General features: G+C 38.8%; 13 protein-coding genes. 5 read left to right on the top strand and 8 right to left on the bottom strand.

Annotation, left to right across the window (positions count from 1 at the left end):
- Positions 1-24: 24 nt before the first annotated feature.
- Positions 25-1,575, top strand: a complete 1,551-nt coding sequence (locus tag ACSHXM_RS12825) for a tetratricopeptide repeat protein (RefSeq protein ID WP_435689166.1) — start codon at positions 25-27, stop codon at positions 1,573-1,575.
- Positions 1,576-1,722: 147 nt separating this feature from the next.
- Positions 1,723-2,247 carry a peroxiredoxin family protein gene (locus tag ACSHXM_RS12820; protein ID WP_435689165.1) on the top strand — a complete coding sequence of 175 codons (525 nt, stop codon included), beginning with the start codon at positions 1,723-1,725 and terminating at the stop codon, positions 2,245-2,247.
- Here the strand turns inward: ACSHXM_RS12820 and ACSHXM_RS12815 are convergent.
- Positions 2,244-2,690: an Rrf2 family transcriptional regulator gene (locus ACSHXM_RS12815; protein ID WP_435689164.1), complete on the bottom strand. Its 447-nt coding sequence runs from the start codon at positions 2,688-2,690 to the stop codon at positions 2,244-2,246. The genes ACSHXM_RS12820 and ACSHXM_RS12815 overlap by 4 nt on opposite strands.
- A gap of 114 nt (positions 2,691-2,804) precedes the next feature.
- On the opposite strand from ACSHXM_RS12815, the gene ACSHXM_RS12810 reads away from it, so the two are divergent.
- On the top strand, positions 2,805-4,007 hold the full coding sequence (locus tag ACSHXM_RS12810; RefSeq protein ID WP_435689163.1) for an NnrS family protein: 1,203 nt from the start codon (positions 2,805-2,807) through the stop codon (positions 4,005-4,007).
- Positions 4,008-4,118: 111 nt separating this feature from the next.
- On the opposite strand, the gene ACSHXM_RS12805 is transcribed toward ACSHXM_RS12810, so the two are convergent.
- The 5 genes from ACSHXM_RS12805 to ACSHXM_RS12785 form a co-directional block, all read right to left on the bottom strand.
- Positions 4,119-5,354: a lytic murein transglycosylase gene (locus tag ACSHXM_RS12805; protein WP_435689177.1), complete on the bottom strand. Its 1,236-nt coding sequence runs from the start codon at positions 5,352-5,354 to the stop codon at positions 4,119-4,121.
- Positions 5,355-5,497: 143 nt separating this feature from the next.
- A complete protein-coding gene (gene def / locus ACSHXM_RS12800; RefSeq protein ID WP_435689162.1) occupies positions 5,498-6,031 on the bottom strand; it encodes a peptide deformylase in 534 nt (177 codons plus the stop codon).
- A gap of 15 nt (positions 6,032-6,046) precedes the next feature.
- Positions 6,047-7,798, bottom strand: coding sequence for an ABC transporter transmembrane domain-containing protein (locus ACSHXM_RS12795; RefSeq protein WP_435689161.1), 1,752 nt, complete (start codon positions 7,796-7,798; stop codon positions 6,047-6,049).
- 146 nt (positions 7,799-7,944) lie between these two features.
- A complete protein-coding gene (locus ACSHXM_RS12790; RefSeq protein WP_435689160.1) occupies positions 7,945-8,628 on the bottom strand; it encodes a hypothetical protein in 684 nt (227 codons plus the stop codon).
- A complete protein-coding gene (locus tag ACSHXM_RS12785) occupies positions 8,621-9,664 on the bottom strand; it encodes an oxidoreductase family protein (RefSeq protein WP_435689159.1) in 1,044 nt (347 codons plus the stop codon). The genes ACSHXM_RS12790 and ACSHXM_RS12785 overlap by 8 nt, the downstream gene beginning before the upstream one ends.
- A gap of 100 nt (positions 9,665-9,764) precedes the next feature.
- Between ACSHXM_RS12785 and ACSHXM_RS12780 the strand changes: the two genes are divergently transcribed.
- Entirely contained in the window at positions 9,765-10,604 is an 840-nt protein-coding gene (locus ACSHXM_RS12780; RefSeq protein ID WP_435689158.1) for a DUF2797 domain-containing protein, read from the top strand.
- 1 nt (position 10,605) lies between these two features.
- Here ACSHXM_RS12780 and ACSHXM_RS12775 read toward each other — a convergent pair whose 3' ends face one another.
- Together ACSHXM_RS12775 and ACSHXM_RS12770 are read right to left on the bottom strand one after the other, a co-directional pair.
- Entirely contained in the window at positions 10,606-11,673 is a 1,068-nt protein-coding gene (locus ACSHXM_RS12775) for an MbnH family di-heme enzyme (RefSeq protein ID WP_435689157.1), read from the bottom strand.
- Positions 11,670-12,539 carry an MbnP family copper-binding protein gene (locus tag ACSHXM_RS12770; RefSeq protein WP_435689156.1) on the bottom strand — a complete coding sequence of 290 codons (870 nt, stop codon included), beginning with the start codon at positions 12,537-12,539 and terminating at the stop codon, positions 11,670-11,672. Before ACSHXM_RS12770 ends, ACSHXM_RS12775 begins: the two co-directional genes overlap by 4 nt.
- 95 nt (positions 12,540-12,634) lie before the next feature.
- Between ACSHXM_RS12770 and ACSHXM_RS12765 the strand changes: the two genes are divergently transcribed.
- A partial coding sequence (locus tag ACSHXM_RS12765) for a choice-of-anchor B family protein (protein WP_435689155.1) occupies positions 12,635-15,346 on the top strand: 2,712 nt, incomplete at its 3' end.

The following is a 15,346-nucleotide window of genomic DNA, read 5'->3' as shown; positions in this document are numbered from 1 at the left end:
GAAACTTGAAATGGAGTAAATGTAATGAAGTTTTTAAGTAAAACCTTAAGCCTAGTAACCTTATGTATTTCTAGTGCCTCGTTTCCAGCATTTTCTATCGATGTTTTCCAAGCAGATGAGTATTTTGCAAAACAACAATATGAACTGGCTAGAAAAGAATACTCTGATGCAGCGATAGTTGGCAATCCTCACGCCTATTATCAATTAGGAACACTTTATTACAAAGGGTTGGGAGTCAAACAAGATTCTATCACGGCTTTAGTATGGTTTTCGTTGGCAGCTGAATATCAATATTATGATTCTGAAGACATAGTCAAAGAGATGTTAAAGACTCTGTCTGAACCCAAATACAATTATTTTTCAGAAATTATTTTGGCCTTTAAAAATAAGTTTGGAAAACAAATTGTTGATGCGCAATTTTTTCCCGAAATTGACGAAACTAACTTAGCACTAAGAGTCACCTTTGATGGCGAAGGTAAGCTAAGTAACACTTTCCATGATCCAGATCTTTTATTAGCCGATTATGGAGATGAGTCTAACTTTAGTGGAGAGTTTAATTTTGATGATGAGTTCTCTGATGAAAACGGCGGTACACCAGGTTTGCCACCAGCAAGTCAGTTTACAGCGAACGGAAATATAGATGGGTCCCTTGCCTTTGTACGCCCTAGATTTACTGATTTAACTCGCAAGAACCCTTTTTTGGTTATTGACTATGAAGTCGGCCCAGATGGTTCAATTCGTAATATATCTGAATTGCAAACCATAGGTTATTCACGCCGTGTTTTAGAGCGTTTTGCACAAAACTCAACTGCCGAACCTTCATTTAATGGAGAGAGAGTCAATTTCATTAATCGTTCTTATCTAGGAACAGCTGATTACGATAGTTTTGAAATTAGAAACAGATACAAACAGCTCTACAGCCGAATTGGTCGCTACGTAAAACGATGGAAAAACAGTGATACCTTACAAGATAAATATCAATACGCCATGGCACTAACTAAGTTCTCATGGTTAAAACGAGAAGAAGGCGAAGCTGAAAAACGACTTAAAGTGCTCGCTGAAGCTGGTCATGCAAAAGCGCAATACGAATATGGCTTAACACTATATCGCGAACAAAAGGATATTAAACAAGCAATACATTGGATCTCCGAAGCAAGTAAATACGGCTTAAGTGAAGCAGAATATTTATTGGGTCAAATTCTATATACCAGCCCTTGGGTTAAAAACGATCAACAAAAAGCGCTATTTTGGTTTGAATCAGCAGCGGCTAAAGGGTACGTGCCAGCAAGCTTAAAATTTGCAGAATTAAGTTTGTTAGCGGATGAGAAATCATTACACGATGTGCCTAAAGCCATTGAATATTTAGATGCAATTGCCACACAAGAGCGAGAAAATCCTCAATACTACTTCTTACAAGCTGTTTCACATAAAAATAGAGACAACCGTCAGTTTGAAAACGTGGTTAAAAATATGGAGCTAGCCATCCATTATGGAGAAATTTATAATTGGGACGTGTCTTACTGGAAATCTCTATTAGCAAAGTGGGTAACTGGTTCAGTGTCTATACGTGATTAAACTAAAGATTTGATTCAACATCTATGAACACACATAAGAGCTAATCTTGTGTGTGTTTTTTCCAATAAAGAACGAATATGAAAGTGTTTACAGCCTAATAAGGTCTAATCAATGACTAATAGACAATCCACATACTGTAGACCTTGTATGCCAAATCTGAATAAACTGCTCCCCCCCTTAATACTGAGCTTATCTTTACTTCTAATTGCCTCTAGTGCAATCAGTTCTGAGATTACAAAGAGCAAAAAATATCTAGGCACAGATTGGCAATTAACCAGTGTTGATAATCAACAAATTCGTCTATCAGAATTCAAAGGGCAACCTGTCATTTTAGTATTTTGGGCAACGTGGTGCCCCTACTGCAAAAAGCTATTGCCGGGTATGCAAACACTTCACGATAAATACAAAAATAAAGGCCTTAAAATTATTGCTGTCAATATCAAGGAAGACTGGAAACCTAAAGTCTATTGGAGAAATCACGAGTACACATTTGATGCAGTATTAGAAGGTGACAAATTGGCGAATGTCTACGGAGTAACAGGCACGCCTACAGTGGTGTTTATTGAACCCAGCGGTAAAGTGGCAAAAGTCACTCAATTTTCAGATCCGGCTCACCCTTCACTAGAAAAATTTGCCAACTTCTATACTAGAAAATTGCACCTTAAAAACTAAAGGGTTGTCGTTCGGTCAATCTCTAAAATAGCCACTAGTTTTGATTCCTCTTTAGCAACCAAATCACTTAAGTGATAGTTGTTTAAAGTATTTACAAAAGCTTGGGTGGCCTCAGCCATAATGCCTTTAAGTTTACAAGCAGGCTGAATACGACAAAGAGGTGTAACACATTCTACAACTTGCATGGAGTTTTCCAACAGCAAGACCAAATCGGCTAAATTTAGTTTTTCAGCAGGTTTAGCCAGAGAAATCCCCCCTCCCTTCCCTCTTTGAGTTTGAATAATTTCGGCCTTACCTAACTGGTGAACAATCTTATTTACATTATTCCGCGATATATCGTAGGTTAAACTAATTTCATCAATACTCGCCTTCTGCCCTGCAGGCAATAAAGCCAAATAGATTAAGGTACGTAAACCATAATCGGTGTATCGGGTTAGTTGCATAATATTATGTTTAACTCAGTTCGTATTTGACAGAGTTATATCATACATTTAATATGCACCTTATAAAACATACATATACAATGTATGTTAAAAGCAACTCAGTGAAAATTACAGATGCAAATATCCGATCCAAACACAGAACATAAGATCCCTGCCATTTGGCGTCAAGCCTTTAGGCCAATGTTTTTATTCGGTAGTTTATTCGCCATTTTATGCGTGACGGTGTGGGCTTTTTTTCTATCAGGCTACCCTACAATTAGTCCATATGGCGGCATGATGTTTTGGCATAGCCACGAGATGTTATTTGGTTTTGTTGCAGCTATTTTAGTCGGATTTTTATTAACTGCAGTGCAAAACTGGACGGGATTACGTGCTACTCATGGGAAAAAGTTGGCGGGCTTATTTAGTTTATGGCTAATCGCTAGAATATTTAACGCCACTCAAGTGATCGACCCTCCTTGGATACTGCTTATTATCGATATCAGCTTTTTACTGGTGTCCGCTTTTTTTATGGCGCAACTAGTACTGAAAGTGAAGCAATACCGAAACCTCATCTTTGTTCCCGTACTTATATTATTTGCCAGCACCAATCTACTCTCGCATTTATCTGTATTACTCAACAAACCAGAACTGAGTGAATGGGGGAACTATGCGGCGGTCTTTATTATCACCCTAGTAATGAGCCTGATCGCAGGGCGAATATTCCCTATGTTTACCGCCAATGGCACACAAACAGCCAAAGTCCCAGTCCTACCTTGGTTAGAAAGTTTAGTCATAGGCAGCAGTATACTTTTGACCTTAAATCATCTCTCGTTTTTGCAATACAAACTGCCTAACCTAGTAATGGCTGTATTGTTTGCTGTGGCTAGTACCTCCCACGTAATTCGCGCAATACGCTGGCGGCCACATGTCACCCTTGGCACACCTTTGGTTTGGTCTCTACATGGTGCCTATTGGTTCATTCCAATTAGTTTAGCCATGTTTGCATGTTATTACGTAGGTCTACCGATCAGTCAATCAAGCGCCTTGCACGGCTTAACTGCTGGGGCGATTAGTTCACTAGTGTTAGCCATGTTAGCGAGGATTTCATTAGGGCACACAGGACGACAGCTAAAACCACATAAACTAATCAGCTTTGCTTTTGCCATGATAATAACTGCAGCGGTAATTCGAGTATTCGGCGAGTTTGTACAAGTACACATTCCTTACAACCTGTACATAATCGCAGCAGGATTATGGGCATTAGCTTACGCTGTTTTTGTACTCACTTATTGGAAAATATTAACTAGCCCAAGACCAGATGGTAGGCCCGGATAAGGCAGAAAAAAGAAGGACTGTTAAAAGAAGCCGGTTATACCAATACATTAAAGCATAGACGCTTAACCAAAATACAAGGGCTTGCAGTAAACAAACCCCTTGCTGTTATTTTTACTTAGCCGTTTCCGATGATTCCAGAGGTTTTGCAGATTCAGAAGGTAACTCTGCAGCTTTAACTGCTTCAACAGTTTTCTTTGACGGATAACCATCTGCAATTAACCCCACCGACGCTTGGAATTTGCGCACTCCTTTACGAGTAGCAGGACCTAATATTCCATCTGCAACACCTACGTCAAATCCCAACTGGTTAAGTTTATCTTGAAAATTTTGCATCTCTTCAACAGTGTATTTTGGTAAATCAGGCAATGGTTTGGACAGCTTTTTTTGACCGCTAATTCGATCAGCCAAATGCCCCACAGCAATGCCGTAAAACTCAGAGTTATTCCAACGCAAAATCACATCAAAATTTGGATAGACTAAAAACGCCGAACCCAAATGACCAGCGGGAATTAATAAAGAAGCTTCGAGATCAGCTTTTCCAACCGCCTTACCATTCACTTTTTGCAAGTTTTGTTCATGCCAAAATGATAAAGGTTTAGCTTGTGATTTACCTGCTAACTGATAATTAAAGTCTTCTGGCAATAACACTTCTCTGCCCCAACGGTAACCGGCCTTCCAACCTAGATTTTGTAAAAAATTAGCTGCTGATGCTAAGGCGTCTTTTTCGTTATTCCATAAATCGGCTTTGCCATCACCATCCCCATCTTTTGCATATTTCATGTAAGCAGTAGGCATAAATTGGGTATGCCCCATAGCTCCCGCCCAAGACCCAATCATTTCTTTTGCAGATAGACCTTCTCGTTCCAATAATAAAAGAGCTTGCACCAACTCACCTGAAAAGTACTCGCTGCGGCGTTTATCACAGGCTAAGGTCGCTAAAGCATTAAGTGTGGGTATCTTTCCTTTGTATGCACCGAAGTTAGTTTCTAAGCCCCAAAAAGCCACTAAATAATGCCCTGGCACACCATACTCTTGAGTTAACTTCGCTAAAAATGTTTTATGTTTACGCAGTTGTTCACGGCCTTTATTAATCCGCCAATCATTCACTCGCTTTGAAAAGTATCCAGTAAAGGTTTGCACAAATTCAGGTTGATTACTGTCATATTGCAATAACTTTTCAATGGGTTTTAAGTTGGCTAAAACCTGCTGATTAGTTTGTGCGGAAACGCCCGAATCTAGAGCTTGTTGTTGCAAACGAACAAGACATTGAGGAAAATCATTTTTAAGCATTTCGACACGTTCATTTGCCGAGCTAGAAAATGACAATAAAGATAAGCCTAAAATCATGAAAAATTTTGAATGAAAAGAGTTTTTAAACAACTTGAATACCTAATTGTGAATTACCCACCTATGCTAACCGACTAGCGGGAAATTGGCAGTAAAATTTCATTTTTAAAATGATGTTTATACAGGTTAAACCAATTTGAACCTTATGCTTGGGGTTGCATTACAAACTTTGCCATCCAAACATCGTTAGCCATAATATGATTCGAATCCGTTATATGGTCTAACCAAGTTTTACCAATTAAATGATCATATTCATGTAAAAATATTCGGGCTAAAAAACCTTCATACCTAACAAACTTTGGATTGCCATCACGGGAAAGATAATCCACCTCGACCCAATCAGCTCGTTCAATGTTTCCTCGTAAACCTGGCACAGATAAACACCCTTCCCACTCCCAGCAAGTATTGTCGCTGTGAGCAGTTACCTTAGGATTAATTAATATTTCAGGCTGCATATCAGGTGCATCTGGATATCTTGGATTGGCCCGCGAAGCAATGATCATAACTGCGCGAGGATCAAATACTTGAGGGGCAGCGATACCTATACCATTGGCATCCAACATACAAGCCAATAAATTATCAAGGAAGGTCTGAAATTCAGGATCAGTAATAAGTTCTTCTTGAACACTTAACGCAGGTGTTTTCAGTACCTCTTCACCCACTTGCGCAATTTTCATCTCGTCTTTCTCCTATCAATTCACTAACTGCAATTCAGCGAATTCTCGATATAAAGTATTCGTTTCTAATAATTCTTTATGGGTGCCAGTAGCCACTATCTGTCCTTTATCCATCACAATAATTTTATCTGCATTAATAACGGTGGCAAGCCTATGGGCGATAATCAAGGTCGTTTTACCTGACATTAATTCTTCTAAGGCTAATTTTACGTGTTGTTCGTTAGCGGCATCTAATGAACTTGTTGCTTCATCTAACAACAAAATAGGTCTGTCTGCTAGTATCGCTCTTGCAATGGCAATACGCTGTTTTTGTCCACCAGACAACCGAACACCACGCTCTCCCAAGTTGGTATCATACCCTTGAGGAAGTGCTTGAATAAAATCATAAGCGCGAGCTGATTTCGCTGCATTATCAATATCCAACTGACTGGCATTGGGCCTACCGTATGCGATATTTTCTTTTACACTTGTGGCGAAAATCACCGACTCTTGGGGCACTAAAGCAAATTGATTACGTAAATCCGCCACCTCAAGATCCGTAAGCGTTATGCCATCTAACTGAATCTGTCCTTGAGTTATATCATAAAAGCGTAATAACAATTGAAACAAAGTAGACTTGCCCGCACCACTAGGACCAACTAGTGCAATCCGCTCTCCACTATTAATATCCAAATTTAAATTTTGAATAACAGGTAACTCTGAGGATCCAGGATAAGAGAAGCCAACTTGAGACAAAGTAATTTTTCCCTCTACCTTTTTATCTAACAAAGAAACGGATTCAACAGGAGATTCAATACTGCTTTTAGTGTTTAGCAGTTCCATTAAACGTTCACTGGCCCCCGCCGCTTTTTGTACTTCACCTATCACTTCACTAATAGTTGCCACAGAGCCTCCAGCCATTACCGCATAAAACATAAAGGCCGTTAATTCACCTGCACTTAACTCATTAGTTAATACCAATTGAGCCCCCAACCAAGCAACAATTGTCATAGCAGTGACACTAATTGCAATGATACAGGCCACGAGTAACGCTCTATATTTAATTCGATTGTGAGCTGCACCCATGACATTTTCTATACGCTGAGCGAAATTGTTGATATCAAGTTTTTGATGGGAATAGGCTTGAACCGTATGAATTTCGTGGAGCGTTTCATCCACATAGGCGCCCATATCGGCAACCCTATCCTGACTATTTTTAGAAAAGATCCTGACTTTGGCGCCAAAAATTCGAATAGGTAACAAGACTATAGGTACCGCAATTAACACGTACAAAGTTAATATTGGGCTAGAAAATAACATTAAAAATAAGGCACCAATAAAAGTCACACTAGAGCGCAAGGCCATGGACAATCCCATGCCTACGACTGACTGTAATAAGGTGGTGTCCGATGTGAATCTTGAAATCACCTCACCGGTGCGAGTTTTAGCAAAAAATGCTGGAGACAAGGTAAGTAAGTGAGCATATACTTTCTGTCTGATATCGGCACTCACTCGTTCCCCTAACCAAATCATCCAATAAAATCTGAAATAAGTGGCTAGACTACCAACCAATGAAATAGCCAATACCACTAAAATCATTTGATTGAGCACATCACTATTATTCGCGATAAAGCCCTGATCAATTGCCGCTTTGATTCCTTGACCTAATAACAACCAACAGCCAGCACTAATCACTAATGCAACCATAGCGATGAATACTTTGCTCTTGTAAGGTTTAAGTTGGCTAAATAGCCATTTCATTAGAGTACTGGTTTTTTCAGTTTTCACTATATCTCTCAGATCAGGGTTAGCAGAGGTTATTTTAGTTGAATCAGATACATGGGGGCAGTTATTAAAATAACGAGTAGGACAGAGAACACAAGAGTATCAAAATATTTCTGATACCCATTTATACCAATCCATATTGAAAATGTTCAATTCACAGGGTCTTTTTGCAATATGGCAAAAATTAACACAAAAAAGCACAACACTAGATTAAACAAGGGTATTTGCAAATTTGGCGGCATTAAATAAATAATACTCACAGCGGGGATCCAAATCAGCCAGTTCGTCAACCATGTAGTAGGAATTTGCACTTTAACTAATTCACCTAAAAGTTGTTTTGTATTCGACCAACTAAACTTTTGGTCTTTCCATAAATACAGCAAGGTCAACAACGGACAGGTAAATAACATGCTAAATACAAACTGATCAAACACTGTCTTTTTAACAATGGTTTGCCAATTTTGGCCATCTCCAAATAGGTAAGATTGGAACAAATACAATTCGTTAATAATCCAACCTGTAACCGCCCAAACCAAGATATAAAAAACAAACTGTTTCAGCGGCATAAAAGTAATTTTTCCGGTCACAAACAAATAAATAAAAGGGATCACACCGCCAAATAAAGCCGTAGACACTACGGCATAAGTTGCACCATTTTCAGCTTTAAGCTCAGCAAAAAATGCAAAAACACTTTGAGACGCTGGCCAAAAGAAATAACTTAAGGCAATCATTAAGGCAAAAACTTGCAAAAAAACACCCGGTAAAAAATTGGCTTTTAGCGCTCTTTTTATGTTGTTTGTTAATGAGGCATTAGGAATAGTTGAGTCAGTCATTAAGTTTATCTATCGCCTTATTGGTTTGTGTTTGCATATAACCATTAATCTTAAAATGTCCCGGACTCCAACCTAATAAAAATCGATGAAAATCGGCCCATGCAAAAGAATATAAATCTCGCCATTCATGCTCTAATTGTACGAAGTCTACGTCCATTTGATATTCTGAAATTGCACCCTTTAGTTGCGAAAAATAATAATCAAGCAAGCTAGGGGCAGTTTTAAATAGTTCATCATCTGTTAAACAACAACCTAATAAATAGGCTAAATCTTTCACACCAACACCCTGCCCCACATATTGAAAATCAACTGCCGCGACTGAAAGATGTGGCTGATTAGTAGCAAAACAAAAGTTAGCCAATTTCGCATCACCATGCACCAAAGTTTGATATTGAGCTTGGTTTAAACGTTCAGAAATATTAACTGCCGCTTCTTTCAACTTCCCATCAAGCATAGCCTTATGTTCATCTTTGCGAGTATCCAAATGCCAGTAAGTACCTACTGACCACAAACCTTTTGATTTATTTGCTAAAAATTTAGCATGGAAATGAGCAAGCCACTTAATTACCGATTTTACTTTCGCTAGATCCACTTGAGTATATCGTTTAGCAAATCCGGACTGGTCTAAATCTTCTAATACTAAAATCAGGTTTTGTGTACCGCTGACTTGTAGTTCGCAACTCGGTTTATTATTCATTGCCACTAAATTGGCGACTCGACAATCGTTATTACGAAAGTCTTTATTACGACGATCATTATTACAAAGAGCTGCATAATATTTGTAAAAATTGGCTTCAACCTGATAGGACTTAAGTTTTCTTTGATGACTGGTGTCAGTATTCCATCCTCTAGGATGAGTCACATTTTCAGGAGGATTAACGTATTTAACGATTAAATTAGTATCGAGGCGGGGACTAAAGTAACGCGCAATCTCACCATAACCACTCCACAAAGCTTGCACGGTTTCAAGTTTTCTTACCTGATGATCTTCCAACAAATCTTGAATATTATTTTGTAAAGAGTCGGGGAAAACCATTAATCTATTAACCTTAGAAGTATAAAAGTAATTATTGAACATCTATCATTCTATCAGTAGCATGCTCGCCGATTAAAGCATTCTTATAAGGTCAACCAATATGGCAACATTCCAAGGCAACATTCGTAAAATGTTTGTAAGCACTAATGCAGATAACCTAGCACAATACGAATTACCCGTGGGTGAAGATCGTATTCAAATGAATGCCCTGATTGGCCAAACGATTTCAATGCAACATACTGGACAAATTCACTGTGTACATTGCTCAAGCATCACCAAAAAAAGCTTTAATCAAGGTTATTGTTACCGCTGTTTAATGAAGTTAGCCCAGTGTGATACTTGTATTATTAAACCAGAGTTGTGCCATTACGAAGCGGGTACTTGTCGTGAACCAGAATGGGGTGAAGCAAATTGTTTATCTGACCATTTTGTATATCTAGCCAATACTGGCACCATCAAGGTAGGAATAACGCGCCATGTCACAGACGGAGTTTCAAGTCGTTGGTTAGATCAAGGTGCCACGCAAGCTATTGCTATTATGCGAGTGCAAAACCGCTTAACCAGTGGGCTGGTTGAAACGGCTTTTAAATCATTTATTGCCGACAAAACTAACTGGCGCACTATGTTAAAAAGCCAACCAGAACAAGCCGATTTACAACAACTAAAAGAGTCACTTTTAGAACAAGTTGAAGACGATTTAGATGAAATAATCGAAGAATATGGATTTCAAGCGATTGATATTACCGATACGCCAGCCATCGATATTCACTACCCTGTGCAACAATATCCAGAAAAAGTAAAATCCATTAACCTAGATAAAGAAGGCGAATTCAGCGGCACATTATTAGGCATTAAAGGCCAGTATTTAATGTTAGATGGAGACCGCGTGATTAATATGCGCAAATATTCAGGATACGAATTAAGCGTTACCACTGAATAAACTAGAGACTGCTGTCCTGTATAAAAGTCTGATCTGTCAGGCTTTGCAAAAATGCTAACAGAGCAGATTTTTCGTCGTCGGTAATATTGAACCCGTTTATAAACACAGATTTGTTAGGATTATGTTTGCCTGCCCCACGGCCACCAGCAGCATAAAAATCAATCACTTCGGACAAAGTCATGATGCTACCATCGTGCATGTAAGGCGCTGTAAGAGCGATGTTTCTTAATGTGGGCGCTCTAAATTTTCCAATGTCACTTGGTTTAAAAGTAATATCTGCAAGGCCTTGGTCATCGTTAGCGTAACTGCCCTTGTCATCCAAATTATATAAACCAGTATTATGAAAAGGTTTAAGGTCTAAGGTTTGTAACGCGTGTTGACTCGATTGACTAAAATTAAATCCACCATGGCAGTGAAAACATTCTAACTTTTCAGAAAAAAACAACTCTAATCCTTGTAGTTGTTGTTCAGTCATGGCTTGTTCGTCTAGCTGATAGGCATAACGATCAAAAGCCGAGTTAAAGAAATTCAAACTGCGAACATATGAAGCTAAAGCTTTAATAATTACGTCGAAATTTATCTCTTTTGTGCCAAATACATTGTCGAATTGAGGTTTATATTTATCTAACCGAGCAATAATTTTTTGCTCATTGCCCGTCACTCCCATTTCTACAGGTGACTCAGAAAACAAAGGGATACGAATTTGCTCTTCTAGGCTATTCAATCCATTATGAGCCCAATTCAAAGAGCCGTTATACCCAACATTAATTAAGGCTAAAGCGTTACGTTTAGTTATCTCTCCTGTGCTACCGATTGACGTCCGCAAAGGCTCAGCAAAACCGTGCTTTGGAATATGACACGATGCACAAGCTTGAGTTTGATTAGCAGACAAATTCAAATCAAAAAATAACTGCTCACCTAAAGCCACTTTTTCAGCCGTCATAGGATTATCTAAAGGCACATTGGGTGGCGGAAAACCTTGAGGGATATTCCATTTATATTGTATTGGCGGTTTATTACAAGCCAGCAATAAACAGCTTAACAACAAACCAACTAAATAAGGTTTCATAATGAAGAAAAAAACAATTGTTTATGCAAAGGTTCAACAAGTTTTTGGCACTGTTCTTGTTGCTGTATGCCGTTAAACATACAACTATCTTCTCTTTGTATTTGTGAATTCATTAATAATGCATCTAAATTTACAGTGATGTTAATGTCTGGCAACTCATTTTGATCATTAGGCCTTAATGGCTCTGTTAACTGAACAGAGGTGTCAATAACATTTGAAACACTACAAGGTGATTTGGGTGATCTAACACTAGAACTTGATTGACAGCCAATACTGCCCAAATGAAAGGCAAAACCATTTTTATTTGAACTCATATCCAGACGTATAAACTTATATCCATTTCTCCAAGACCAAAACATATTCGATACATTCATAGGTGAATCTTGCACTAATGGGTTGAGATGGTTTTGTTCAAAAGGCACACCAATTTTGAATTTTAAGGCCGTGGCTTGATTATCAATTTGCGAGATTTTATTAATAAAAGATTGAGGCAAGGTAGCCCGTATTGTTTGATTGCTCACCTCAGCTCTAAGAGTAGGGTTTTGGTTACAACCTGAGTCAAACTTTATCAAAGCTGTACCATTGGATTGCCATACATTTTCATCTAGTTGCACTAATGATTGATTATCATTTTGTGTCACTTCGAATCCATGTAAATAAAATGCAAAATATTCGACTCGGATAAATTCTTTTCCAATTTGAAACCCCAAAAGACCGTCTTTACAATTTACTAATCCCTCTTGGTACATTAAGCTAACCCCCACATTAAGGGAATAATTTTTATTTATCACAGGACCTTGGCTAACGCTGGTATCACATACCATTAATAATATTGCCAGAAAGGTAGTGATAATTAGATTCTGCATTCACAATTTCCTTATTAGTCTCATTGGTGTGTCGCATTTTGGTGATGCGTAAACACAGGTATTCATGAATTAAACAATCAAAAGGCTCAACTGACATGAAAAATCAGTCCCTAATATTATCAAGTTTCGTTTTGTTTGCTACGCTTATTTGCCCAATGGCGATAGCGCATACCGAGCACGATAAAGCTCGATTTGTGGCCACTAGTGGCGAAGATAAAGGGGACTGCAAAAATCGCTTTAGACCCTGTCAGACTATCGCTTTCGCAGCCCAACAAGCAGATAAAGGCGACACATTATTAGTGGCCAAGGGGACTTATTATATCAAGAAGGCGGAAGATATATTTCATTTGGTGAGTGAAATAGTACCGGCCTTAGGCGGATTTGAACCTTTGGATAACTACCAAATTCAAAACCCCTCGGTATTTACCACAAACTTAGTTGGAGTGCCTCAAAAATACGCTAAAACACTTTACGAACGAGGCTTTAATGTCATTGCTGATAAAAAAGGATTGTCTAAAGCAGAGAGTACTAAACTGCAAACAAGCCTTAGTAGTGCTCAAGCAATGTTCAATAGCCAGTCAGAGAGCCCTTGTTTACAAGGTATGTCTGATTTATTTGAATGTGAAAACATCTCTTTATTATCTCATATCCCTATAAATGTTTTACCTACAGATTCATCTTCTGCCAATGATATATGGGGACACGTAGATCTAAACACCATGAAAGAGTACGCCCTTATTGGTATGCGTAGTGGTGTGGTAGCGGTAGATGTATCAGATCCCATTAACCCAATCATAATTGGCTCTATAACTGGTCAAAGTACCACTTGGCGGGATATTAAGGTTTATCAATTTTTTAGTGACACACTCAATAAATGGCAAGCCTATGCTTATGTTTCCGCAGATGATGTTTCTCAAGGGTTCACCATTATTGATTTAAACGATTTAGCCAATGACATTTCAATACACCGCCGCCAAATTGACGATCTGGCAGCTCACAATATATATATTTCCAACGTAGATTACGGGCTCAATATTGCAAACAGTCATATCCCTGCTCAAGTACATATTCTGGGCGCGGTTTCAGCAGGCGGTTCCCTTAAGTCTTATTCTTTGCAAGACCCTAAATTGCTCACCAATACCTACAATTTAGCGGGAGCCTCACGAGATGATTATAGTCACGATGCTTCATCACTTTTAATTAACGACGCAAGAGCGCAAGCCCATTGCCCTAACGCCAACAGTAGTGGCTGTTTGGTGATGTTAGATTTTAACGAGAACTCTTTAAGGTTATGGGATCATACCCTTGAAAACCAGGCGTCGTCATTGTCCGAAACACCTTACACAAATTCTGCTTATACTCACTCGGGGTGGTGGTCTGAAAATAAACGTTATGTGTTTGTACATGATGAATTAGATGAAAGAGAATTTGCCTTAAACACCACTTTACGAGTATTTGATATTAGTAACTTGGAGTCACCGTCATTAGTCTCTACATGGACTGGCCCCACAAATGCGATAGACCACAATGGCTTTGTGCGTGGTAACAAATATTATATGTCTAATTATGAAAGAGGTTTGACCGTGCTCGACGTATCAGACCCAACAAAGATTGAAGAGATAGGCTATTTTGACACTTTTCCGAGCTCGTCAAATACGTCTTTTAATGGTGCTTGGGGTGTTTACCCATTTTTGCCCAGTGGCAACATATTAGTCAGTGATATTCAAGGTGGTTTATATATATTAAAAGATGAGACTGGCAAGCCAAACGAAACTAAAATTGGCTTTGTACAATCGCAATATCAAATGATCGAGGGCCAAACCCTTGAAATTGAAATCATGAAACAAGGTTCAGAAAGCGCCTCAATCAATTATGAAATACTACTTGGTTCTACAGAAAGCAATGATTTAGAAGTAGAACTTTCAGGCACATTAACCTGGGGGGAGAATGAGCAACAAAATAAAACGATCTCAATACCCGCTATTGATGACAATAAATTGGAAGTTGATGAATACTTTTTTGTTAAGCTTTTTAACCCGAGCCAAACAACACACTTGATGCAAAAAAGCTTGTCATCTGTCACCTTAAAAAGTACTCAAAGCCCAGTCGCGGTAATCTCCTTCGACAGAGACACCTTTCCAGTTAAAGAAATAGATGGCACTTTAGGTATAAAACTAAATCGTACAGGCGATGCATCAACAGCCACCCAAGTAGAGGTGAGCATAGAGCCGCTTACAGGTTCCAACCAAGACATCAATTTACTAACAAAAACAGTGACATGGCAGGAAAACGATAGCAGTTCAAAAATAATTGAAATTGAAATAATCAATGATACTGACAGCGAACCTAGTGAAACTTTTAATGTCAACTTAAGTGCGACAAGCGACGTCCTCATTCCTCAATCATCGGGCCTGTTAACCATTGCCGATGACGAATCGAATGAAGCGCCAACAATTAGTTTATTCGCCACTAGTAACGTCAATGTACGTCAAACAGTTAACTTTGCAGCAAGTGTGACGGATCCAGAAGATGGCGCTTTACAATATCAGTGGCAACAAACATCGGGCAACGCTGTGACACTTATTAACCCAAATCAACAATTTTTACAATTTACTGCACCAGCTACAGCTGAAACATTAAGTTTTGAGTTGGTCGTAACCGATGACTTTAATCAAGCCACCACAGCATCGATAACCATCGAAGTTATCGCTCCTACGCCCCCCCCCACCTCAACCAATAACAGTTCAGGAGGAGGAAGTATTTGGTATTTATTGCTGTTAATGGGACTTTTTCCAATTAGATACGAC

This window comes from Paraglaciecola sp. (genome assembly GCF_051252315.1).
Lineage (GTDB): Bacteria > Pseudomonadota > Gammaproteobacteria > Enterobacterales > Alteromonadaceae > Paraglaciecola.
This window is presented reverse-complemented; position numbering and strand designations above follow the sequence as displayed.